Below are 24,504 nucleotides of genomic sequence, written 5' to 3'. Positions count from 1 at the left end.
TTTTTTATGTTTAAAATATAGACTTAATTTAATTTTGAAGCCAGTACAAAAGTATTTTTATATCGCTTAGTATTTCCATTCAAATCAAAAACATCAAATGTTAATACATAAATGCCAATACCTGAAAGTTGTGCATTTTCATTCAAACCATCCCAAAAAATACTTCCCTTTGTTCCTACTGTTTGATTTTTCAGCAACTTCTTAACTAATATACCCTTATCTGTAAATATATTGATTGTTGCCAAGTTTGCATTTTCTGAAAGCTGATAATCGAGTTGAAGTAAATCTTCAAAACCATCGTTATCTGGAGAAAAGGTTTTAGATAAAAGTTTCACATAACTTTCTTCGCCATTTATTTCCTGAGAGTTTTTATAACCGGGCGTAGCAAAACCAACGGAGGCTGCAGCTGATTTAAAGTTCCCTGATTCATTAGCGCCTTTTGTAAATGAAACCCTTTCTAATGATACGCCATCTACATTTTGCAATAATGGAATATGCATTTTGGCATCATAATTAAATTGATCTATCATTAAATCATTGTTCAGCAAAATCACCGTTCCCTTTTCATTATTATAAACTGGCATACTACTTAACTGTGTAAAATGATCAGGATGTTCACTAAAGTAATTTGACCTTACCTGATCAGAATTGCTACTCAACACCCAATATGCGCTGGGCAGAATTAAGAGATTTACCGCAGAAACCTTTTTTATATTTGCTGGTTTTCCAAGTAAATCTACATTGGCTATTTGCAAATCTTTCAAATCTAAAACATGATCGGTAGCATTGTAAATTTCTATAAAATCTACTCCAGATGCTTTGGGATTAAATAAAACCTCTGAAATTAACAAATCATTAATTCCCGTCTCCTTTGCAATAAATAGCTTTGCAGTATTTGTTGGAGCATTAATTAAATTACCTGCACAATCTGTTATTCCTTCTACAACCAGAGCATGCTCTACCCCTCTTGTTAAAGGCAGTGCAAATTTTAAAACTGCAGAATTAAATAAAGGCGACCCCACAATAACACTTGTCGGGTTTCCAATACCATTGTTTATCGAATAATTTGTTAATTGGGAAGCCGACAAACTATCAACTGCTTTTGAAAATTGAATTGAAATAGTAACATTATCAGTAATGCTTGCGCTTATCAATTTCGGCACTTCAGTACTTATTTGAGAACGATAAACTGAGTTTTGCTTTCCAGGAGTTCCGCCAGTTACATCAGTACTCGCCATCCAATTTTGAATACCCGTGCAAACATTCTTTGGGTCGATTAATTCCAAACTAAAACCACCCTTCTTTTTCGCATCATCCTTATACCAAGTATCGTAATACGTTACTTTGTTAATTATTTCGTCTGCTGCATTTCTGAGGGTTAAAATATCATGGTTATTATTTAAACTCGACCAAGGCGAAAGTCCAATAGTTTTTCCATAAACTTTAAATAAAGAAATATCAGCTTTTGCGCATAAAATAACATGTTCGTTTGGCTTTATTGTATCTATTAAAAATGTGAATGTTGAATTTTGATCGCCATATTTCCAGCCCTTGGTTAAAATGTATTCATTCGTGGTATTCCAAAGCTCTACAAACTCTTTTTGAGGTAAAGTTACATTAGCAACCGGGTTCGCAAATATTTCGTTTATAACCACATCACCATATCTGGCTACATAAGGCTTTATATAAAAGAAATTAATATTGCTATTTGCAGCTATCATATTCCCCTTTTTGTCAGTTACATTGTTTACCGTTAAACTATAATTTTTGGTTTCTAGTGTTGATGAAAAAGTTAAACGATAAGTATTGGCTAAGGTGGTAGCTTCAACTTTAATTGGACTACCATAATTTGATAAACTATAATTAGCCGTTAACAATGCTGACGAATTTTCTAATGGCTCTGAAAAGGAAATATCTAAATTTAAAGCATCTATTACCGTTAAATTTTTTAAAGTTGGGGCAGTAATATCGGGTACGAGATCGTTCACTTCAAAATCATCAAAAATATACTGATTAAACCTTGATGCGGTGGCATATTTACACATTACGCCCATAAAAGCAGATGTAGTAAAGGTTTTGTCGGTAACATTCCCTTCCAAGCTATAGTTAGTACCACCTGTTATATCTGTATAAAGCGCCCAATTTCCTTCATCATCTCTGGTTACCTTAATTTTTGCTAATAATACTCCAGCATTTGCTCTTATTTTGGGTGGTCCGCTTATTATTTTGGTTATCGTAATGCCCGATTGCCGGTATAAATGGTAACCATCGGCATTGCCAGTTTCGCCAATTTGGACAAAATACCCATTTAATGCACCTTTTAAATCCTGCTGATCTGAACTCAGATAAATCCTTGTAAAATTAGTATTGGACGGATCAAAATTAAGTTGTACAGAAAACTCCCATCTGGTATTTAAACTTTGTTGGTTTACTGTAGAAAGCGAAATTGTTTGTGCCGCCAATTGCAGTCCCGAAGACTGCAGCTGCTTGACAGTATTAATTTTAAAATAATTTACATCACCAAGCCACACCGGATTTTGGGAGAAATCACCATCATCAAAATGATCAGCAACCTGTGAATGTGCAATTTTAGAAAGCAATAATAGGGATATAAGCAAATTTTTTAGCATATTTGGACTTATATCAAATGTTTACTAATATATAAAATTAAAACTTAAAAATGAAAGTAGCAGTAGTAGGTGCAACCGGTTTGGTTGGTACCGTTATGTTAAAAGTATTGGAGGAAAGAAATTTCCCTTTAACAGAGTTAATTCCCGTAGCATCAGAAAAGAGCGTTGGTAAGGAAATTACTTTTAAGGGTAAGAAGTTCCCAATCGTTAGCATGGATACTGCCATTAGCATGAAACCAGATATCGCTTTGTTCTCTGCTGGAGGTTCTACTTCTTTAGAGCATGCTCCTCGTTTCAAAGAAGCTGGAACTACCGTAATTGATAATTCATCGGCATGGCGTATGGATCCTTCAATTAAATTGATTGTTCCTGAAGTTAATGCACACGAACTTTCTATTGATAATAAAATTATTGCGAATCCAAATTGCTCTACCATTCAAATGGTTGTGGTTTTAAAGCCTTTACACGATAAATATAAAATTAAGCGTGTAATTGTTTCTACGTATCAATCTGTTACTGGAACAGGCGTTAAAGCTGTTGAGCAATTAATGAACGAGCGTAAAGGTATTGATGGACCTAAAGCTTATCCATATGAAATTGATTTGAATGTATTGCCTCACATCGATGTTTTTACCGAAAACGGCTATACTAAGGAAGAAATGAAAATGGTTAAGGAAACCAATAAAATTATGAGCGATGATAGCATTAAAGTTACGGCTACAACTGTTCGTATTCCGGTAATGGGTGGCCACTCAGAATCTGTAAACATCGAGTTTGAAAATGATTTCGATTTAGCTGAAGTACGTAGTATTTTAGAAAAAGCACCTGGTATTATCGTAGTGGATGATGTTGCAAACTTAAAATATCCAATGCCTAAAGATGCACACGAAAAAGACGAAGTTTTTGTTGGTCGTATCCGCAGAGATGAATCGCACCCTAAAGCTTTAAACCTTTGGATTGTTGCTGATAATTTGCGTAAAGGTGCAGCTACCAATGCGGTTCAAATTGCCGAATATTTATTGCAGAAAGAATTAGTTTAACAAATAATTCTTAATAAAAAAAAGTGATGCTCAAACAGCATCACTTTTTTTTTGTTATCATATCTTTATACTTCACCAAATATTTTGAAATAGAAAAATCTTAATTAAATAATGAGTTTTACTCCGCTCCTCTACTCAATAACACCAGCTGGATACCTGTTTTTTGGAACTATAATTATTTCCATTTTTTTGGCCTACAGATGGTTAAAAAAAGACAAAACAGAAAACCCTGGATGCATCTCTATTGGCTTTGTAAGTTTAATAATAGGGTTTATGATCCTATTTCCAGTGATGATTAGCTTTCAATTTTTCGAAACTGGCAATTTAAAAATTCAGATTATTGTTGCTATTTTTTGGATTATACTTATTGCAGCTATTATTTACGTGGCAAAAAGCAAAAACTATAAAATATTATGGAAAGTTGGACGCTACATTCTATACATCATTTTTGGTGGCTTATTTCTAATTTTAGTTGGAGGAATGGCCTATTTCGTTTACTTAAGAATGTTTACGCATGAAAAAGACGACGCTCCAATGTGGGCAGTTTTTTTATGTATATTTTTCCTCGCAGTTCTCATTTTAGCAACTATAGGTCTTTTTATAGGAAATCAGAAAAAAATGCAAGCGCAATTGGTTGAATTTAAAACCCTTGAAGAAGCAAAGTTAAAACCAGAGGATGTATATATTTTAAACTTATCTAATAAAAATATAAGCAGTTTTCCTTACGAAATTTTGGATTTTAAAAACTTAAAATCTTTAGATTTAAGCAATAATCAATTAACAGAATTGCCTTTTGAGATCAGCAGGATGAAGAATTTATTTACCATTAAACTTTCAAACAATCCAATATCCGACCAGCAAAGAGCCGCAATAAGAAAAATGTTTTCACCAGAGGTTGACCTTATTTTTCGTTCTTAACTTTAATACTTTAACTGATGAACGAGTTTTTTGATTTCTTTAATAAGCAGCAGGTAGATTACCCAATGTTGGTTTTTTTAATGGCTTTTAGCTGTGGCATTGCTCTTTTTCACACTTTAATATTTTCGGGTCTTTATGATCTTAATCTACGCCCAAAATGGATTTTCTTTTTAACTAACCCATTATTTGTTTGTTTACTTTTTATTAAACAACCTGGTTATGCTTTCCTTGCAATAGTTATATTATTCGCCACTGTATTTATTTCTGCTTTTATCGGGATGATTTATGCCGGAATAACGGAAGGTAAAAAGGATAAAATAGAGCAAGAAAAGTTTAACACTAAATATAATATCCCCAAAAAGAGTCGATTAAGAAGATTTTTAGGCGGTATGGCTGCTTTTGCAATTATAGCTTTGGGATTATGGTTAGCCAGCATTGAGAAATTATCTCTATTGCTGATTATTATTCCTGTTTTAGTTGTTTTAGATGCCATATTCTTTCCATCTCGAAAAACAAATTTCTATAAACTTCAGGCTATTTTGCCAACATCAAAAATGAATGCTGTGGCTATGGGAGTTGTGGAAGTAATTGGAGATTTGGTTGTAATAGAGCCTTTAATCTCACCGCATTTTCAGGAATCATGTATCGGTTATTCGCTGCGCATTGAACAAGAAACTAGAGATAAAGATGGGAAAAGCAGCTGGAGAACGATTTTTTCGGAATGTAAAACAAATCCTTTTAAAATAAAAGATGAAACTGGAACTGTAAATGTGGATGGTGAAGGGCTTGAATATTACATCAGCAAAATTGATCGACAGTACGAGAGTGGTAGCAAGCGCTACTCAGAAACTTATTTAAAAAACGATGATTATATCTTCCTAATTGGCTATGCAGATTCAAACAATGGAGAAACTATTATTAAAAAGGATGACTATCATAAAGTTTTTGGGGCTGCTATTCCACGGGAGGTGGCTTTACGAAATAAATTTAGCCCATTACTGACTTCATTTTTAACTACTTTGTTTTTTATAACTTTAATTATCATTTACATTATTCTAAATTAAATAAAATGAGCGCACAAAATATTGCACTAATCGTTGGAGTTTTACTCATTATAATCTTCTTTAGCTATTTCATTGGCATTTACAATAAGTTGGTAATGCTTAAAAATAATGTTGAAAAAGCGTTTATGAACATCGATGTAATTTTGATGCAACGAGCAGGAGAAATTCCAGAATTGGTTAAAGTAGCAAGTAAATTTATGGAGCATGAAACAACCTTACTTACTAATTTAACGAAATTGAGAACGGATTTTTTAAATGCGAAATCAATAGACGAAAAAATAGAAAACTCTGTGGAATTCTCTAAAGCTATGAAATCACTTTTTGCCGTTTCAGAAAATTATCCCGCTTTATTATCGAATAGTAATTTTCTGGAGTTGCAAAAAAGGGTATCTCAATTGGAAGATAAAATTGCCGATAGAAGAGAATTTTTTAATGATAGCGTAAATCTTTACAATATAGGTATTCAAGAATTTCCAAATATTATTTTAGCTAAAGCATTAGCATATCAGGCAAAACCATTATTTATTGTTACACCAGAACAAAAAGAATACAATGGCATTCAACTTTGAGCAGTTTTTTGGTTACGAAAATCAAATTAATAAAAACCCAGATCTGGTGTTAATTTATGGTTTCGCTGGAATAATTTTCGGAATAATGGCCATGATCCTTATTGCCATCATATTGAGAAAAATTGGTCTTGCAATTTTAGTAAGTAAATTTTTAAACCCCATAATGTTATCATTAGGAATTTGTTTTTTAGTTGCCATAGTCCCAACTATTCTATTTAAGGTTTTAGCAAATGATGTCTCAGGCGTTAAAATTATTTATATATGGATTACCATTTTCGCTGGCATTTCCATATTTACTACTTTAAATTATCAAATGCTAAAAAAATGGTTTTATAGTTTTGATAGAAAATCCTAGCCTATGAAAGTTCCTGTAACTTTACTCCTGCTTTTTGGAATTGCCATTGGCATTTTAATCTTCTACAATCAGGGGGAACATCCATCAGAAACAACTCCGTATTTTGCCATTCCGATTGCGATAGAAGTACTATTGATATTTATTTTTTTCTTTAGCAATAAGAACACGGTTTACCGCAAAGTTTTCAAAATTGTATTAATTATCTGGAGCTTGATTTTTGTGTTATCCATGATAGGACTTGTTTACCTAGCTGGCATGGCTGGCGCCTACTTACATTAATATTTATCCTATGTTTAAAGAAAGAGAAAATATTATCAATGTAGTTTTAGCAGCTATTTTAGGCATTATTATCATCGCCAATATTGTTAAAATGAAGAATTATAGGGCCGGTGATAGGTTTGAATGGTCTAGCGGTGTTTATACTAAGCCAGGGAACACAATACAGGTGGCTAATTGTACTTTTTTTTACGCAAATAACTGGAACTATGAGATTAATAAAACTAAAATATTAAATACCGGTCGGGAAGATATAAATTATACTGAAAAAGGACTCGAAAAAGCCTTTTATCCCGATAGCTTGGATATTTGTTGGTATTCTTATACTGAACGTAAATTTTATGGTGGTAAATTTTTATTGCCTTATAAACTTATTAATGATCTTGCAAGGCAACTCCGAAACACCACAAAATCCTACAACATAGAATATGCGAGGGCCAATCCAGATAAAATTCAATTGTATTTTTTTGCTGAAGTATTGCCTGGTGGGAAGATAACAACTTGGTTAAGTGATTTGGATAAATACATCGAAATTGGAAAGCATCAGGCCAAACCTGTAAATAAAACCTGGGAAATTTTTAACAGTAATTATGGAAATAATACGGAAAAAGTAAATATTGCAACTCAAACAGCACTGGTAATGGAAGAATATCCTCACTCGGTAAAATTTCTACTGCCTGATTCCTTGAAAGCGCTAACAATTGATCCATTTAATCAGGTAAGGTGGGAATTAGATAAAGAAAAGCCCCGAAATATACCCACTTTCAAAAATATCCCTAAAGAAATAGATTTTACTTGGGGCACTAAAGAAAAAGAATATTGGGTGCAATGGTATTTTAAAGACGAAGAAATTTTGTCGGCTTTTAAAAAACTGCAATCTTTACCAGGAAATTCCGAACCGATTTTGCTAATTACGGTGAATGATAAAAACGATAAAGTTGTTACGAGTTTGAAAAAAGGAAATACGATTATAGAGCTTCATTATGCCTATGATCAATTTCAAATTTACGACCGTACGCCAAAAAAGGAGGATGAATAATTTATCCTTAGATTTTAAAATATGATACCAAAAAAAGTTATAGTACTTCTATTTTTATTGCTCAATACCGCAGTTTTTTCACAAAATAGGATTCAAAAATTAGAAAGTGCTTTTAATCGCTTGCTCGCTGATGAACAAACTAAACATGCAATCACTTCGCTTTGCGTATTAGATGCAAATACGGGTAAAATACTTTTTGCAAAAAACGAAGAAATTGGCTTAGCCACAGCTTCAACACTAAAAACCATTACTGCTGCAACTGCTTTTAGCATTTTAGGAAAGGATTTTCAGTTTCAAACTACTTTAGCTTATTCAGGAAATATTACAGCAGATGGCACCTTAAAAGGTAATTTAATTATAGGCGGTAGTGGCGATCCTACGCTTGGTTCTTCGCGTTATCAGAATAAAGAAAATGCAGTTTTAAATCAATGGGTTACAGCTATTAAAGCTGCTGGAATAAAAAAAATTGAAGGCTCTGTAATTGGTGATGACAGTATTTTCGGTACACAAACTACGCCCGAAGGTTGGGTTTGGCAGGATATTGGAAATTACTACGGCGCAGGAACTTCTGGTTTGGCATGGAGAGAAAATCAGTTCGATATACACCTAAAACCAGGAAATAGTACTGGTGATGCCGTCAGCATTATAAAAACAGTACCCGAAACACCTTATGTAAAAATTGTAAATGAACTAAAAACCGGCAGTTCAGGTTCTGGTGATAATGCATATGCTTTTTTCCCTCCTTATAGCAATGTTGCTTACCTGCGTGGCAGCTGGGGCATGGGCATTGGTAAATCTGGAATTTCGATCGCCTTGCCAGACCCTGCTTTTGATTGCGCTTATCGCTTACAAGACACTTTAAAACGTTTGGGTATTAGCATCAGTCAGCAAGCTACAACTGCAAGATTACTCGCCTTAAATAATCAGGCTGTTCCTGCTATTGCTCAAAAAATAAGTACCATTAACTCCCCTACTTTAAGCGAAATAACTTTTTGGTTTTTGAAGAAAAGCATCAATTTATATGGAGAAACGCTTTTAAAAACCATTGCTTTAAAAGCTGGCAAACCCGCTACAACTGCTAAAGGAGCTGAAACAGAAATTAATTTCTGGAGCAACAAAGGCATTGATAAAAGCGCATTAAATATTATTGATGGCAGTGGTTTATCACCAGGCGATAGAGTTACAACCGCGGCAATGGCAAATATTTTATTCCAAATTCAGAAAGAAAGCTGGTATCCTGATTACTATAAAGCCCTACCGGAATATAATGGCATGAAGATCAAGAGTGGAACTATAAACGATGTTTCTGCCTTTGCAGGATACCATACCGATGCCGCTGGAAATAAATATGTAATCGTAATTAACATTAATAATTATAGCGGAAGCGGCATTAATAAAAAATTATTTAGGGTTTTAGATGAATTGAAATAGTTAGCTCAGTGGTCTTACTTGCAGTTGAATTCCTGCTTCAGATAAAACAGATTTAACATCAATCATAGCTTCTGTTCTAACTTCGCCAGCTACGCTTAAATCTGCAACCCACAATAAAACCCTAATTCCGATTGCATATTCCCCAAAATCTTGTAAAATAATAACAGGTTTAGGCATCGGTAATACTCTTTCATTAAGCGCCAGTTTATCTGAAATTAATTTTCTGGCCGCTTCTAAATTCGTATCGTACGGTACACCAACAGTAAATTCTACCCGTTTACTACGATCCTGCATTGTCCAGTTGATTAAGTGCTGCGAAAGTAAATCTCCATTGGGTACAATAATATCCGAACCTTCGGCACTATGAATTTTGCTAGATCGAACTCCAATTTCTTTCACAACTCCAGCCTTTGTTCCAATTTCTATCTGATCGCCAATTTGGATTGGACGCTCAAAAGCCAGAATAACACCAGACACCAAATTGTTTACAATATTTTGCAAGCCAAAACCTATACCAACACCTAAAGCACCCAACATAATAGAAAGCCTGTCGATAGGGATGCCTGCCGCTGCAACGGCAATTAAAAATCCCACAGTCCAAATGGCGAGACGAATAAGCAACATCATAGAATTTAAGCTATTTCTTTTGCCACCAGCCACAGCTTTTTCATGACCAAAGAAAAAGCTAATAAAACTCGATATGATAGAAGATAACCAGATAATACAGATGAATATGGCAATGCTGGCAAAAGTGAATTTATAACTTCCGATGCTTCTGGTTTCGTAAAAAAACTGCGAAGCAGAGTTGGTTAATAAATCGTATAGAGTGATGTTTCTAACAAAGGAAATAAAGAATACCAAAGAAGCAATAACCCATAAATAGGTTTGAAAACGGTGTTGTAACTCTTTAAAGTTGATGAAATCGGAAAAACGACTGGATTGATAAGCTTCGGTTTGCAGGTAAATAGCTTCTAAAACCATCGTACAAAATACTTTTAGGGTAATACCCAACATTAAACATTGAATGGCACTTACGCCAAAAATCTTGGCTAAGGAAACACGCCCTGTTAAATTAAAAAAGATAGATAGTACAACTTGAACTATCGTAAAAATAATCAAAGCCTTTGTAGCGGGCGATGGTTCTAATTGCACAAAAAGCAGCGTCCGTTTCCTTAAAATTTGAATACATAACACCAGGAGCATAACCCCAGCTATAAATAAACACCAACGTTCGCCAAAAGCCGAATCTAAAAGAACATCATCCAACGCATAAAAAACCCACAAACCACTTAAGCTAAACCATAATATTCTTGCTTCTTTTGTTAAAAACGGTGGAAGAAGAAAACATAAAGCAGCCAGTCTGAAAACTTCAAAAGTATGGAGCAGTGACATCGTTGGGTTTGCAAATAGAAAAGGGATATAAGTAAAAAAGCCCATTAAAGAAGCTATAATAACACTTCTCTTTAGGAATTTAACCTGTACCAAAATGCTTTCAGCATCTTCCATTTTCTTTATCCTGCGCATGTTAGAAACCATCCAACCGGTTACAACAATAAAAATGAACAAGCTAAGTACAATTATGCCGATTTTAGCCGAGAGATAAATTAGAATTATTTTCCAGGATCGGTCTAAAGCTTTAAATATTACTTCAAGAAATGAGCTCTCGTACTCGCTGCTTTTCGCTTTAAATAAAGGAGATTCTTCTTGCGACCACATATTAATTTTCTTCGAGATGGATAGATAAAGCATATCAGAAGAAAGGTTTTTTGTTTGCAACAGATTTACAGAAATCCGGCTACTTAAGAGATTTATCTTGGTTAGGGTTTTATTTTCCAACAGGTTTGCGTTTCTGCCTTCGTTAATTACATCCGTTAGTTGGGTTCTTAAAGTAGAATCTTCTACGGCAACTTTTAAGCCTGCATCATTGATAATTTTCTTTAAATCAGCTTTGCTTTTTGCAAGTTCGGCGGTATAGCCAGAAAGAATTGTTTTATAATCGGCTAAGTTATCAGAAACTTCGCTCAATAAAATAACCGCACTATTTAGGCTGCGCAAATTCATTTGCTGACCGCTCTTTTCAAACCTCGCCTTAAATCCTTTTACTTTCTTTTCTATATCAGGTAGCGCCTTTTCAATTTTACTTACATCATAACCGCGTTGCAACAAAAATTTATTCCGATCTATTATGAAATTATAAGTTTCAATTTTATTGACTAAAACGGGCACCTCACTTTCGTCTATATCTTTAGTTTCAACTTTGGCTTTCGGGTTGACTTTATGTTGTGCAGATACTTGCAAAACCGACAACAATAATAATACGCAAAGAAAATTGCGAATACCATTTTTCAAAAGACCTTTTAAAACCATGTAAATTGTAAACTAAAAAAAATAAAACGTAGTAATGTTGTGCAATGGGTTTGTACTCAATAGGGAATACAAAATTAGAATTTATAAACGACTAAATCTATATTTTAACATTTAGTCGAGGTCATTATATAGAGCGTTTAATGATAAGAACCCAATAACATTGTAATTGATAATACTGATGATTTAATCCATTTATAAACTCATCACCTGTGATTAAACGCTTTTATAACAAAGTTATTGGTTTTAACTCCTTCTCGTTCCAGCAGGTTGGAAAAGACTTTTGTTGCTTTTACAAATCCTAGTGAATCTATCCCAATTTGGTGATTATCTTGATCATAACCCACCATGTAAAAAAAGAAACTTTTGCTATTCTTAGCCAAAAAAGCACTTCCTAATGTATATCCGTTGCTCAGCATTTTTGTATTTACCTGCTCAACATCGTTAAAACCTATCCCCCAATTGGTGAAGAAAGGCTGTTTACTTAATGAGGTTTTTGCCGTATCGGGTGTTTTATTTTTATAATCTAAACCAACAAACCATATTTTTTTATTTGCTTGGTTTAACATTATGCCTTTATTAACTGGATAAATAGCATTACTTCCTGTTTTTAAAAGCAATAAAAACCCAAGAGAATCTTTTTTATTCACAAATTTTTCTGCCATTATCGCATCAGAAATCATCGCCTTAGTTGAAGTATAACTGTAGTTTTCCAGGTTAGGAGCCCAAGCTAATTGAGCTTCACGATCATTGGTATAAAGGTATATTTTCCCCTGAAGCTTTAAAAGACTGTCTATTGAGAAATCGGACCGTTGTTTTTTAATTAAGTAAGCTTTTCTAATGCCAGCCATTAATTTATTATTCTCCGCTTCTATTTTTTCCTTTTGATCAGAAATAAACATTCTGCCTATTGCCAAAACAATAATTAAAATCGATGCTGCGCTAATGCCTACCTTTTTATTCACCTTAACGGATCTAAATGAAATACAAGATAACATTAACTAAAATAAAATTATAAAATTTATTTTCCATTGAACAGCTGCACAGCGTAACTTATAAAAAAGGACTTCTATAAACCAAAAAGTAGGCTGTTATAAATTTAAAGCTAAGGTAGTACAGAGGGAGATGCATAAATATTAACTTAAGATTAACTGCAAATTAAACCCGAATTACTAATGTAATATTAAGCCGTTTAACTCTTTATTTATTTAAAAAATATATTAACTTTGATGTTAAGCTTAGTAATTGTACTTTTTACACTAAGCAGAATAAAAAATCAACAAAAATCAAATAAAATGAGCATAATAATTAGTGTCCATGCCAGACAAATTCTCGATTCGAGAGGCAATCCAACAGTAGAAGTAGAAGTATTAACAGAAGCAGGAGCCTTCGGTCGCGCTGCTGTACCAAGTGGAGCATCTACTGGTCAATACGAAGCTGTTGAATTACGTGATGGAGATAAATCTACATATTTAGGTAAAGGCGTTTTAAAAGCGGTAGAAAATGTAAATACTAAAATTGCTTCGGCATTAAGAGGTGTTGATGTTTTTGAGCAAAACGCGATTGACAAAATTATGTTAGATCTTGATGGTACTGAAAACAAAGGTAACTTAGGTGCTAATGCTATTTTAGGTGTTTCTTTAGCGGTTGCTAAAGCTGCTGCTGATGAAATTGGACAACCTTTATATCGTTATATTGGTGGTGTTAATGCAAATACATTACCAATTCCGATGATGAACATCATTAACGGTGGTTCTCACTCTGATGCGCCTATTGCTTTCCAGGAATTTATGATTATGCCAGTTGGTGCTCCATCTTTCTCTGAAGCATTACGTTGGGGTACAGAAGTTTTCCATAACTTAAAAAATATTCTTCACGATAGAGGCTTATCTACTGCTGTAGGCGATGAAGGTGGTTTTGCCCCTACTTTTGAAGGTACTGAAGATGCAATTGAAACTGTATTAAAAGCCATTGAAAAAGCAGGTTATAAACCAGGTTCTCAAATTTGTTTAGCTTTAGATTGTGCTTCATCTGAGTTTTACAAAGATGGTAAATACGATTATACTAAATTTGAAGGCGATAAAGGTGCCATTCGTTCAAGCGAAGAGCAGGCTCAATACTTAGCAGATTTATCAGCTAAATATCCAATTATTTCTATTGAAGATGGTATGGACGAAAATGACTGGGCTGGATGGAAATTATTAACTGAAAAAATTGGCGATCGCGTTCAATTAGTTGGTGATGATTTATTTGTAACCAATGTAACTCGTTTACAGCGTGGTATTGACGAAGATACAGCTAACTCAATTTTAGTTAAGGTAAACCAAATCGGTTCATTAACTGAAACGATTAACGCAGTAACTTTGGCTCAAACTAACGGTTATACTTCGGTAATGAGTCACCGTTCTGGCGAAACAGAAGATGTTACCATCGCTGATTTAGCTGTTGCTTTAAACTGTGGTCAAATTAAAACTGGTTCTGCATCACGTTCTGATAGGATTGCAAAATATAATCAATTACTACGTATTGAAGAAGAATTAGGTGAAAATGCTCGTTTCATCGGAAAAAACTTCAAATACGCTAAAAAATAGTGTTAATAAGTTGAAAAACTTATTTGTAAAACATCCGGAGATTTTAAATCTTCGGATGTTTTTATTTTAATACTATATTTGCGGAAGGGTTTTGCATGCCATTTGCATATATCCAGACTCATATTTCAGATTATGAAACGATTAATAGACCTTTTCCGCAATAAGTATTTCCTGGCAACCATTGCCTTTATCGTGTGGATGCTATTTTTCGATAAGAATGATATGCTTTCTCAATATGAGTATCGTAGCCAGGCGAATAAGCTTCAAGAAGAAAAAGAATATTTCGAGAAGGAAACCGCTCAGGTTAAAAAAGATTTAAATGAGTTAAATACCAATCTAAATACTGCAGAAAAGTTTGCTCGTGAAAAATACTTCATGAAAAAAGATAATGAAGATGTTTATGTAATTATCCACGAAGAGAAGAAATAAATCTCTTATTCGTTCTCTAAGTACTTGATTTAAGCTTTTTTACTCAATAAACAAATTTAGGAAGTGTAAGTTTATACCTCACAACCAATATTCTGATTACAAATATAAAGGCAATCACAATTAGCTTTGCAACAACTACACTAAGCGAAAACTGAATCAATATAAAATAAAGGATTCCACCTAAAATACAGGCAGTTGCATATATTTCTTTTCTAAAAATTAGAGGAATAGTATTTAGTAGAGTATCTCTGATAATACCACCAAAACAACCTGTAATAGTTCCTAAAGCCACACAAATACCTGGACTAAGGCCAAAAGCAATTCCCTTTTGCAAGCCTAACATGGTAAAAAGACCTAAACCTAAACTATCAAAAAGGAAAAGAGTCACTTTAAATTTCTTGATGTGAGTTTTAAAAAATATGGTGGCAATTGAGGTAAACAAAATTAATAAACAGATTCTTACATCTCGCATCCAGGCTACAGGTGTATCACCTAAAAGCAAATCTCGAACGGTACCGCCACCAATAGAGGTTACAAATGCAATAATAAGCACGCCAAAAGGATCAAGCCGTTTTTGCATAGCCGCAAAAGTACCCGATATGGCAAAAGATATGGTTCCTAAAACCTCAATTGTTTCTGTTGTACTAATATCCATTTGGTTAGAAGATTATAATTCTCCATTTCTTTTCCGTAAAAACCACTCTGTACCGAGCAAAATTAATATTAATCCGAATAACCATTTCATATTAATTAATTCGTCGTAACGGCGATCCTCATAACTTACTGTTTTTATATTTTCGTTCTTTAAAATCTCATCCGCTATATTCAATAAATTGGCAGGCATAAATAATTTACCATTACTTTGCGTAGCAATTGTATTAAGCAACTGGTGGTTAGCTGTGGTTTGTTGATACTCAGCAATTAATGCATTGATATAAAAACTTCCGTTTGCGGTAAACTTTTTACCACCCAAAGTAGTATTGGCATTATAAGTATAATTTCCCGCTGGCATGGATCCTGCATCAAGCCGATAACCGCTTTCCGTTTTAGAAAAAGTATAGCTAAAAACTTTACCAGCTTCATTTTTAAGCTGTAAATTCACTTCAGGCTCATTTATTGGTTGATAGCTTTCGTTATAAAGGGTTCCATTAAATTGGATACTTTCATTTTCATCATAAGCTGACTTTGAAGTAAAAACTTTAAATCTGCGTTTATCATCCTTCACGGAAAGATATTGAATGGCATTGGAAATTAAATCATTTAAAACAGATTTTGGAGCCTCGTTTTCTGCTTCCGATAATTTCCATCGCCATAAACCCTCTCCTACTAAATAACCAGCTTTTAATCCATTCTCTGCAGTAAAAAATAGTAATGGAGATTGCGTGCTAACTTTGCCAATGCGTTGATTAAATACTGGTGTTGCATTGGCATTAACCGATAACCTACCAAATGGCATTAATAAAGGATCGAAAGTTAAAAATAGCTTCTTATCTTCTTCTGATAAGTTAAAAACAGTAAATCCATTGGCAATATCAGGATAAACCTCTTGTAACGAACCATTTGAAGAAGATAAATTAACTTGATTTTGAATTTGATTAAATACATTTATATTGCTTTGAGCACCCAAAATGTACCAAATAGGTTTGTTTGACGCTGTAAGTTTTTGTAAAAAGCTTTTATATAAATTTTGAGCATCGGGCAACTGATATAAAACAACCAGATCGAAATTGGCAGGGTCTATAGCATTCAAATCATCAGCGAGAACTAATTTAGCCTCGTAATGTTTATTAAGAGATATTGCTTCTTTTAAAACACTTAAATCAGGATGTGGGGCAGCAGCAGCAAGAAGTACCTTTTGGCGCCCGTCAATAACCTCAATATAAAAAGATTGGCTGTTGTTTTTAGTTGTAATTTCATTTTGTAAAGCACCAAGCTGCACGGTATACTTTTGTATTCCAATTTTGCCTGCATGTAATTTTAATGAAATTGTTTTTACGAAGTTATTAGCATTGATGCTTAAATTTTGTTGGATAACTTTGCTCCCATTTTGAGTAACAGTTAAATTAGTACTTTCGCCATTGCTCTGATAAGCTTGTACTTGCACTTCAATGTTAAAATCGTCATCTAAATAAACGATATTATTGTAATTAACATTCGCAATTAATACATCTCTTTTTGGAATACTATCGCCTAAAGCAATGGTATAAATAGGGGCATTAATTTGACTGATGGTATAAAGTGGATTTCCTCCACGATTAAATATTCCATCGGTAGCGAGTATAATTGCACCAACATTTCTATTGGTATATTCATCTTTAACTTTCTGAAAAAATGCTGAAACATCTGTTAATTTCCCTTGGTTTTTAAAGTCAAAACCCTCGGCAACGGAATCAGAAAAGTTATAGGTTTTAACTTCATATTTATCGGCAAGCTTATTCTGCAATTTTTTTAAATTTTGTTCATATAGCTTCTGATCAAAGCCTGCAGCTTTTATCTGCCCTACAGATAAGGAATTATCTTGTCCGATAATAATAATTGGTTTATCTAACGTATAATTTAATGTTTTAATTAAGGGTGCAAAAAGTAACCACGCAATCGCAGAAACCACAATTACTCTTAAAGTTGCTAGAATGTATTGAAGTTTTTTATCGAGATTTTTATTGCCACGATAAAGCAACCATGCGTATAACAGGCCTAACGCTACACAACCCAGAAAAAATAAAATAAGATTACCGGAAAAAAAGCCATTCATAATTTATAAAGATGATAATTTTAGAGAAACTTTCAAGTTTATTAGCCACAAAGCGCACAAAGAATTTTCTCGGAGTACTACAATTTCATTTATAAAGCTTTAATCGTATTATCTGACATTTTTTGAGTTGAAATGAATATAATCCTTAGTCTAAAATTCTTAAATTAGCTAACTTTAATCAAACCAAAATCTATGAAATTAATTTATTTTATGTTTCTTTTAGCATTTACTGTTGGCGCCAAAGCTCAGGATGATTTTAAAACCCAACAACTTAAATTTGAACGCGTTAGAACAGCTTATAAAGAAAAATGGGAAGATTTAAATAAATTTCTGAAGCACGATGGCTTTGGGAATCATTTCTCCATGGCAATAAATGCCTATAAAGCAGAAGGTAAGGTGGAAATTTGGTTAAAAAACAGCAACGAAAAGAAATATAAATTGTTTAGAACTTATGATTTTTGTGCCCATTCTGGCACATTAGGTCCTAAAGTTATTGAAGGCGATGGGCAAACACCCGAGGGGTTTTATAAAGTTAATGTATTTAACCCAATGAGTAATTTTTATCTTTCTCTTGGCGTCGATTATCCCAATGCAACTGATTTAGCAAGAACGGGAAAAGACCGCAAGCCTGGTGGAGATATTTACATTCATGGAAATTGCGTAACTGTGGGCTGTATTCCCTTAACCGACGAAAAAATTAAGGAGGTTTATGTACTTGCGGTTGAAGCGAGAAATAATGGCCAGCAGGATATCCCCGTGACCATTATGCCTTTTAAAATGACAAAAGCTAACCTCGATCGCTATATTAAAGCTTATCCGCAGCAAAAAAGCTTTTGGGAAGGTTTATACAACACCTATAATAAACATGTTAATAACAGACCTTAAAAAATTGTTATTTAATATGCTTTTTGCAGTCATCAATATGATTTATGTATTTACCTCCGTTTGGCTAGACAAAAAAGCAGCCTTTTTATTAACTAGCCTCAATGCCAATAATATAAATCCCAAACTCAAGTTATTTAAGTTGTAGTAACTGAGCCAAATCAACTAAATTTTCTAAAATATGATCTGGTTTAGCTATTTCTAATTGCTCTTTAGTTTGCGCACCGCTTAGCACTCCAATGGTTAAGCCACAATTTGCATTTTTACCTTCAATAATGTCAATTTCTGAATCTCCTGCTTTTAAAACCAATGCAGGATCGGTAATTCCGAACATTTCCATGGCCTTTTGTATCATATCTGGATGTGGTCTTCCATTTACTACATCATCAGATGTGATTAATCCATCGATTTGTTTACCCACTTCCCAGTTTAACTTTTTAAGGAGTTTTTGCGCCGTTGGAAGATCATAACCAGTATTAAGTACAACATGTATTCCATTTGCTTTTAACTGTTCGAAAAAATCTTCAACACCATCGAACCCTTCAATATTAGCATCGTCATAAATTGCTGCCAATGTTGGCTTAAATTTTTCAAATGCTTTATCGGCAACTTTCTCTATGTTTTTAGCATCTGTGCAAGCTGTTAAAATATCAGTAATGGCTTTATATTTTTCTTTACCTGCACCATGTTCAAGTACTTGATCTAAGCTTAAATCGTAACCCGCATCCTTTATTACACTTTGAACGGTTTTATACACAATATTGTTTTCGTTTACGGTAGTACCCGCCATGTCAAAAACCGCCAGTTTAATTGTTGTCATTTGCTATTATATTGGAAATTAGTTAAATAATATATTTTCAAGCCCTAAATGGCCACAGTTAATTCGTTTAATTTTTTCTTCGGTATTTTTTTATTAAAATAAAGCTGAACCAAAATAAGTAAGGCCAACATTATCATTGCCGCAATATGGTTTAATGATATAAAGAAGCTTGACCAAGTTTGCTTAAAGCCAATTATTTCTTTTAAAATTAGTACGCCAACACTACCTAAATAGCCCAAGGCATCCGCTAGATAAAACAAAAAGCCCACATTCCCCTTATAACTTAACAATGCAATTAACCTTTCAAATAATAAACAATGGAACAAAATGTAAGGCAAATAAATACCAATACCACTGGTAATAATCCATAAAACCGGGCTGATGGTACTTTGCTGATATAGAAGCGTTGAAAGTAAAATTAGCATTGCACTAGCTACAGAAAGCCAAATACCAAAATTGAAGGCCAATTTATTTTTACGGATGAGAACGCCTGCAGCAGCAATAACAAGAACAATTAAAGCGATAGGAATCTCTGTTAAAGTTATTAATTGCGGCGCTTTGGAAAATCCTTGTTCAGCCCAGAAATCAACAATAAAGTTATCCCTAAAATCACGGATAATTGTTAGCAACACATAAATCGCTACTAAACCAAAATAACCTAAACCATTCGCTTTTAAAAAAGCAATGCGGTCTTTACCATACATTGGAACCCGAACGGTTCGTTCTGCGACATCTTTTTCATCAGGTATTTTAGCATGTTTCAGCATTAAAAGCGATGCGATAAAAATTGGTAAAAACACAATACCAGTTAAAAAAGGCATGTTAAACTCCGTTACGCCAAAATTTTGCATCAAAATTAAACCAACGGTTTTTACCAAACCTGTTGAAAAAATAAATGTGGCACTTAATGCTGCTGCCAATAATTCGGTATTTCTTCTTCCCTCAATAAAAGAGAAAACTAAACCAAATACAATTCCTAATGGCAAACCATTAAAAAATAGGGCAATTATCTTTAATTTATCAGGCAAAATGGCAAATAAACCTAACATAGCAAGTCCAAAAATTATAAGCCCAAGTAGCCATGTTATACGCTTATTTTTTGGCATCTCTGAAATGATTTTGATCCCCATAAATTTCGAAACCATGTAACCAAATACCTGACTAATTACGAACGTAGTTTTTGCATCAAGCCCGAAACCAATATAAATACCTGCATACTGGCCAGCAAGAAATGATTTTCTGATAGCGTACATTCCGGTATAAGACAGAAACACTGCAATCATAATCCAAATGGTAGATATTTTATCTGCCTTAGCAATACTTTTCATTTATTTATGATATTAATAATTTCTATTTTCACCGTCTTTTAAACGCCTTAGCATTTGGTAGATACAACTAAAATTTATCGCTTCCAAAATGTAATCAAGATAAGAGCAAGTAGTTGATGGTTCAAAAATGGACCATTAATATTAAGGCAATATTACTTAATTATTAACTTATTTGTTTAACTATACTAAACTTAAAATAGTAATACTAAATACCATAGATTTGTTTGAACCTTAATTCCTATTATGAAAAATGACAATCAAGCTTTAGCTATGGTATTTAGCGAAACCGGTAAAGCTTTTGCAAAAGAGAGTGTTGTACTAAGCCCGCCATCAACTGGCGAGATTTTAGTAAATATATTATATACAACCATTTGTGCAAGCGATTTACACACCTACAATGGGCGAAGATCTACCCCATCGCCTTGTATACTTGGCCACGAAATTATTGGTAGAATTGTAACTTTTGGAGATCAACCACCTAAAGATGAACGTGGTACAACCTTAAAAATTGGTGATTTAGTAACTTGGTGTATTTATGCTTTTGACCCAAACAACGAACTAGCACGAAACGGTATTCCACAAAAATCACCAAATCTTTATAAATACGGCCATCATCAATTTGGAGTTAACGATTCGCTAAACGGTGGTTTTGCTACACATTGCCTGCTGAAAGAGGGAACTGCCATTTTTAAGTTGCCAGAAAACATCGATTTAAAGGTATTGGCACCACTAAATTGCACGCACGCTACAATGGCTGGGGCTTTAAGGGTTGCGGGCAATATCAGTAATAAAAATGTATTGATTACAGGTTTAGGAATGTTAGGGCTTTCTGCCTGTGCCCTAGCTAATGAAGCTGGTGCAAAAAAGGTACTTGGGATGGATGTTAACCCCAAAAGGATACTTTTTGCAAAGGAATTTGGAGTTAAGCAATTTTTAGATGCTGACTTAACTGTAGCTGAACTTCAGGCTCAACTTGAAATTGAAGACAAAATAGATATTGTGATTGATACCACAGGTTTACCTGCCGTTATGGAAAAGGGGCTCGAATTGTTAAATATTGGCGGTACTGCCGTTTGGATCGGTGCGGTTTACAGTCAGCCAAAAACTGCGGTAAATGCAGAAATGATTATTAGAAACGTATTAACAATTAAGGGCTTACACAATTACACCCCTTCCGATTTGGCTGTAGCTGTGGATTTTATAGAAAAAAATCATTTAAAATATCCTTTTGCGAGCCTTGTAGGAACTGATTTTGAACTTAATGATTTGGACGAAGCTTTTGAAATAGCGAGTAAAGGGCAACATTACAGAGTAGGCGTGAAACAATAATAGATGATAACCTGAGTCTTTATAATATGCTTTTTAAAGATCTTCTGTAAGCATTTTTGAGCTAGAACCGTCACCCTGAATTTATTTCAGGGTCTATTTTGGCTGGAAAGATGCTGAAACAAGTTCAGCATGACGATCGACTCAGCTAGTGGAACTAAATTGGTCAATATGAATAAATATTAATTTGCAAATCTCAAGGAAATCAGGTTGATACTAAAAAGGCGTAAGATTTAGGGTTAACCTATCTTACGCCTCTCAATATTTTATAGTTCTGAAAATGAAACCTTCAACCTCAAACCTTCTAACCCTCAACCTCTATTACAGCATCCCACCACAAACGGATAATGTTTGCCCAGTAACGTAAGCGCTCATATCTGAAGCTAAAAAGACACAAACATTTGCAATATCTTCAGTTTCACCTGCACGCTTAAGTGGAATATCTTTCTCCCATCCTTCAACAACCTTAGGATCTAAAACTTCTGTCATTTCAGTACGGATAAATCCTGGAGCAACAACATTGGCACGTATATTTCTTGAACCTAACTCTTTAGCTACTGATTTAGTAAAGCCTACAATACCAGCTTTTGATGCTGCATAATTTGCCTGGCCAGCGTTACCTGTAATTCCTACAACTGAGCTCATATTAATAAAAACACCTTTTCGGGCTTTCATCATTACTTTTGATGCTGATTTAGTTACATTGAAAACCGATTTAAGATTTACATTAATCACATCATCCCAGTTTTCTTCGCTCATACGCATTAATAAACCATCTTTAGTAATTCCTGCATTATTTACAACAATATCTAAAGCACCAAAATCAGCAACAATATCATTAATTAATTGCTCGGCTTCGTCAAATTTAGAAGCATCAGAACGATAACCTTTAACTTGTGTTCCAAAGCTTTTAAGTTCTTCTTCCAAAGCTTGTCCTTTTTCTACTGATGATAAGTAAGTAAAAGCAACATTTGCACCTTGTTCTGCAAATTTTTCTGCTATTTTACGACCTATTCCTTTTGAAGCACCTGTAATTAATGCTGTTTTTCCTTCTAATAATTTCATTCGTTATTTTATTTGTTTGTCAGTCTGAGCTTGTCGAAGACCAAATATATCTATTTTTCCATTTTTAGATTTGATAATCTGACAATCTCATCCCAATCTTCTTTAAATAATGCTTCTTTCTTTTTTCTATTCCAACCCTTTACCTGCTTTTCAAAATCTATTGCATCCTCTATCCGTTCAAAACGTTTATAATATCTTAATATTAATGGCCTACGACTAAAAGTATATGCCTTTATATTTTTTCCTCCGTTGTGTTCATCAAATCTTGCACTTAGATCATTGGTTATACCTGTATAATAGCTTTTATCAGCGCATTCAAGCAAATAAACGAAGTAGTTGTGAATCGCTGGCATATCCTAATTTACAAAAATTTACTGGCTTGAACTTCTCTTAGAACAAACTATTAAATCTATCTTCCTTCGACAGGCTCAGGATGACAGTCTGCATAAACTATACCGCTGGTTCTTGTTGACTTAAGCAATGGAAACTACCTAATCCCCAAATAATATCCACAGAATTAATACCAATTACTTTTCTATCCGGAAAACAGCCTTGAATAATATCTAAAGCAATTTGATCGTTTACATCGTTAAATATTGGAACAATAACTGCTGCATTAGCGATGTAAAAATTGGCATATGAAGCTGGTAAGCGAGTATCTTCATGAATAACAGGAGAAGGCATTGGTAATTTCACAATTTTTAATGGCCTGCCATCCTTTAGCTTCATATTTTTTAAACTTTCATAATTCTCTTCTAAAAGAATATGATTTTCATCCAGGGGATTGCTTTCTATTACAGTTAGAACGGTATCCTCGTTTACAAAACGGGTAATATCATCAATGTGTCCATCTGTATCATCGCCTACAATACCATCGCCAAGCCATAAAACTTGTTCAACACCATAGTATTCTGTTAAGTATTCTTCAATCTGTTCTTTTGTTAAATGTGGATTACGGTTTTCATTTAGCAAACAAGCTGTTGTTGTTAAAACTGTTCCTGCTCCATTAAATTCAACAGATCCACCTTCCATTACAATGTCGGGTAAAAACAAGGGTAAATCGAAGTACATGGCAATTTTTGTAGGTACAACATCATCCAAATCAAACGGAGGGTATTTTCCACCCCACGCGTTATAGCCCCAATCAACTATCGCTTTTTTATTTCCATTTAATATGAAAGCTGGCCCATGATCTCTGCACCAGGCATCATTCGTTTCATTAAAATAAAATTCAATCTGATTCAAATCTGCACCAACTTTATCCAGTTCGGCTAAAGCAAATGCTTTCATTTCTTCATCTTTCACATTAATGCGAACCTTTTCACCTTCAGCAACTGCTTTTATAAATTCGCAATAAGGCTTATAAATGGTTTCGATTTTTCCAGGCCAACTTGCCTCTTTATGCGGCCAGCTTAACCAGGTTGCTTCATGTTTAGCCCATTCAGCAGGGAAAGAATATCCTTGTTTTTTCGGTGAATAATCGAATTGATTAATATTAAACTCTTTTCTTGGAGGAAATTGTGACATTTGTTAATCTTGTAATTTAAAGGTATCACATTGAGCTTGTCCAAATGTTTAGTCTTTCGACCATTCGTCCCGATTTCTCGGGAGGCTCAGGATGACAC

At 34.0% G+C, this 24,504-nt stretch carries 22 protein-coding genes; 12 read left to right on the top strand and 10 right to left on the bottom strand.

The genetic code is table 11. The features are described 5' to 3' along the window. Positions 1 to 23 precede the first annotated feature (23 nt). Positions 24 to 2,618 (bottom strand): lamin tail domain-containing protein, encoded by a 2,595-nt coding sequence (locus EHC72_RS01290; RefSeq protein WP_165585750.1) that lies wholly within the window; start codon positions 2,616 to 2,618, stop codon positions 24 to 26. Between the two features lie 62 nt (positions 2,619 to 2,680). On the opposite strand from EHC72_RS01290, the gene EHC72_RS01285 reads away from it, so the two are divergent. The 8 genes from EHC72_RS01285 (at position 2,681) to dacB (ending at position 9,322) form a co-directional block, all read left to right on the top strand. Continuing rightward, a complete protein-coding gene (locus EHC72_RS01285) occupies positions 2,681 to 3,670 on the top strand; it encodes an aspartate-semialdehyde dehydrogenase (RefSeq protein ID WP_131535667.1) in 990 nt (329 codons plus the stop codon). A gap of 111 nt (positions 3,671 to 3,781) precedes the next feature. Then, positions 3,782 to 4,588, top strand: coding sequence for a leucine-rich repeat domain-containing protein (locus EHC72_RS01280; RefSeq protein WP_131535666.1), 807 nt, complete (start codon positions 3,782 to 3,784; stop codon positions 4,586 to 4,588). A gap of 17 nt (positions 4,589 to 4,605) precedes the next feature. After that, positions 4,606 to 5,652: a hypothetical protein gene (locus EHC72_RS01275; RefSeq protein WP_131535665.1), complete on the top strand. Its 1,047-nt coding sequence runs from the start codon at positions 4,606 to 4,608 to the stop codon at positions 5,650 to 5,652. 5 nt (positions 5,653 to 5,657) lie between these two features. Beyond that, entirely contained in the window at positions 5,658 to 6,221 is a 564-nt protein-coding gene (locus EHC72_RS01270) for a LemA family protein (protein ID WP_131535664.1), read from the top strand. Then, positions 6,205 to 6,576, top strand: coding sequence for a hypothetical protein (locus EHC72_RS01265; protein ID WP_131535663.1), 372 nt, complete (start codon positions 6,205 to 6,207; stop codon positions 6,574 to 6,576). The genes EHC72_RS01270 and EHC72_RS01265 overlap by 17 nt, the downstream gene beginning before the upstream one ends. 3 nt (positions 6,577 to 6,579) lie before the next feature. Next, positions 6,580 to 6,855 (top strand): hypothetical protein, encoded by a 276-nt coding sequence (locus tag EHC72_RS01260; protein ID WP_131535662.1) that lies wholly within the window; start codon positions 6,580 to 6,582, stop codon positions 6,853 to 6,855. 10 nt (positions 6,856 to 6,865) lie between these two features. Next, positions 6,866 to 7,891, top strand: coding sequence for a DUF2931 family protein (locus tag EHC72_RS01255; protein WP_131535661.1), 1,026 nt, complete (start codon positions 6,866 to 6,868; stop codon positions 7,889 to 7,891). 21 nt (positions 7,892 to 7,912) lie between these two features. Next, entirely contained in the window at positions 7,913 to 9,322 is a 1,410-nt protein-coding gene (dacB, locus tag EHC72_RS01250) for a D-alanyl-D-alanine carboxypeptidase/D-alanyl-D-alanine endopeptidase (RefSeq protein ID WP_165585749.1), read from the top strand. Here dacB and EHC72_RS01245 read toward each other — a convergent pair whose 3' ends face one another. After that, positions 9,323 to 11,689 carry a mechanosensitive ion channel family protein gene (locus EHC72_RS01245; RefSeq protein WP_131535660.1) on the bottom strand — a complete coding sequence of 789 codons (2,367 nt, stop codon included), beginning with the start codon at positions 11,687 to 11,689 and terminating at the stop codon, positions 9,323 to 9,325. Positions 11,690 to 11,892: 203 nt separating this feature from the next. Further along, positions 11,893 to 12,651, bottom strand: coding sequence for a hypothetical protein (locus tag EHC72_RS01240; RefSeq protein WP_131535659.1), 759 nt, complete (start codon positions 12,649 to 12,651; stop codon positions 11,893 to 11,895). 330 nt (positions 12,652 to 12,981) lie between these two features. On the opposite strand from EHC72_RS01240, the gene eno reads away from it, so the two are divergent. Further along, the gene (eno, locus tag EHC72_RS01235; protein WP_131535658.1) at positions 12,982 to 14,277 is read left to right on the top strand and encodes a phosphopyruvate hydratase; all 1,296 of its coding nucleotides are present in this window, start codon (positions 12,982 to 12,984) and stop codon (positions 14,275 to 14,277) included. Positions 14,278 to 14,409: 132 nt separating this feature from the next. Next, positions 14,410 to 14,706, top strand: a complete 297-nt coding sequence (locus EHC72_RS01230; protein WP_131535657.1) for an FtsB family cell division protein — start codon at positions 14,410 to 14,412, stop codon at positions 14,704 to 14,706. 43 nt (positions 14,707 to 14,749) lie between these two features. Here EHC72_RS01230 and EHC72_RS01225 read toward each other — a convergent pair whose 3' ends face one another. Both EHC72_RS01225 and EHC72_RS01220 read right to left on the bottom strand, forming a co-directional pair. Then, positions 14,750 to 15,361 carry a trimeric intracellular cation channel family protein gene (locus tag EHC72_RS01225; RefSeq protein ID WP_131535656.1) on the bottom strand — a complete coding sequence of 204 codons (612 nt, stop codon included), beginning with the start codon at positions 15,359 to 15,361 and terminating at the stop codon, positions 14,750 to 14,752. 12 nt (positions 15,362 to 15,373) lie between these two features. Next, positions 15,374 to 17,458 carry a hypothetical protein gene (locus EHC72_RS01220; protein WP_131535655.1) on the bottom strand — a complete coding sequence of 695 codons (2,085 nt, stop codon included), beginning with the start codon at positions 17,456 to 17,458 and terminating at the stop codon, positions 15,374 to 15,376. Between the two features lie 192 nt (positions 17,459 to 17,650). Here EHC72_RS01220 and EHC72_RS01215 point away from each other — a divergent pair, with 192 nt between their 5' ends. Next, positions 17,651 to 18,343, top strand: a complete 693-nt coding sequence (locus EHC72_RS01215; protein ID WP_131535654.1) for a L,D-transpeptidase family protein — start codon at positions 17,651 to 17,653, stop codon at positions 18,341 to 18,343. Positions 18,344 to 18,473: 130 nt separating this feature from the next. Here the strand turns inward: EHC72_RS01215 and EHC72_RS01210 are convergent, their stop codons facing one another. Next, entirely contained in the window at positions 18,474 to 19,160 is a 687-nt protein-coding gene (locus EHC72_RS01210; RefSeq protein ID WP_131535653.1) for a phosphonatase-like hydrolase, read from the bottom strand. Positions 19,161 to 19,204: 44 nt separating this feature from the next. After that, positions 19,205 to 20,488, bottom strand: coding sequence for a DUF5690 family protein (locus EHC72_RS01205; RefSeq protein WP_131535652.1), 1,284 nt, complete (start codon positions 20,486 to 20,488; stop codon positions 19,205 to 19,207). Between the two features lie 243 nt (positions 20,489 to 20,731). On the opposite strand from EHC72_RS01205, the gene EHC72_RS01200 reads away from it, so the two are divergent. After that, a complete protein-coding gene (locus EHC72_RS01200; RefSeq protein ID WP_131535651.1) occupies positions 20,732 to 21,817 on the top strand; it encodes a zinc-binding dehydrogenase in 1,086 nt (361 codons plus the stop codon). Between the two features lie 318 nt (positions 21,818 to 22,135). Here the strand turns inward: EHC72_RS01200 and fabG are convergent, their stop codons facing one another. The 3 genes from fabG to EHC72_RS01185 form a co-directional block, all read right to left on the bottom strand. Continuing rightward, positions 22,136 to 22,879, bottom strand: a complete 744-nt coding sequence (gene fabG, locus EHC72_RS01195) for a 3-oxoacyl-[acyl-carrier-protein] reductase (protein WP_131535650.1) — start codon at positions 22,877 to 22,879, stop codon at positions 22,136 to 22,138. Between the two features lie 50 nt (positions 22,880 to 22,929). After that, complete coding sequence (locus tag EHC72_RS01190) at positions 22,930 to 23,232, bottom strand: GIY-YIG nuclease family protein (protein ID WP_246029350.1); 303 nt, start codon at positions 23,230 to 23,232, stop codon at positions 22,930 to 22,932. 97 nt (positions 23,233 to 23,329) lie between these two features. Further along, the gene (locus tag EHC72_RS01185; protein ID WP_131535649.1) at positions 23,330 to 24,406 is read right to left on the bottom strand and encodes an agmatine deiminase family protein; all 1,077 of its coding nucleotides are present in this window, start codon (positions 24,404 to 24,406) and stop codon (positions 23,330 to 23,332) included. Positions 24,407 to 24,504 lie beyond the last annotated feature (98 nt).

The organism is Pedobacter nototheniae (assembly GCF_004335085.1).
Lineage (GTDB): Bacteria > Bacteroidota > Bacteroidia > Sphingobacteriales > Sphingobacteriaceae > Pedobacter > Pedobacter nototheniae.
Note: the sequence above shows the minus strand (reverse complement) of the source record. Positions and strands in the feature narration are given on the sequence as shown.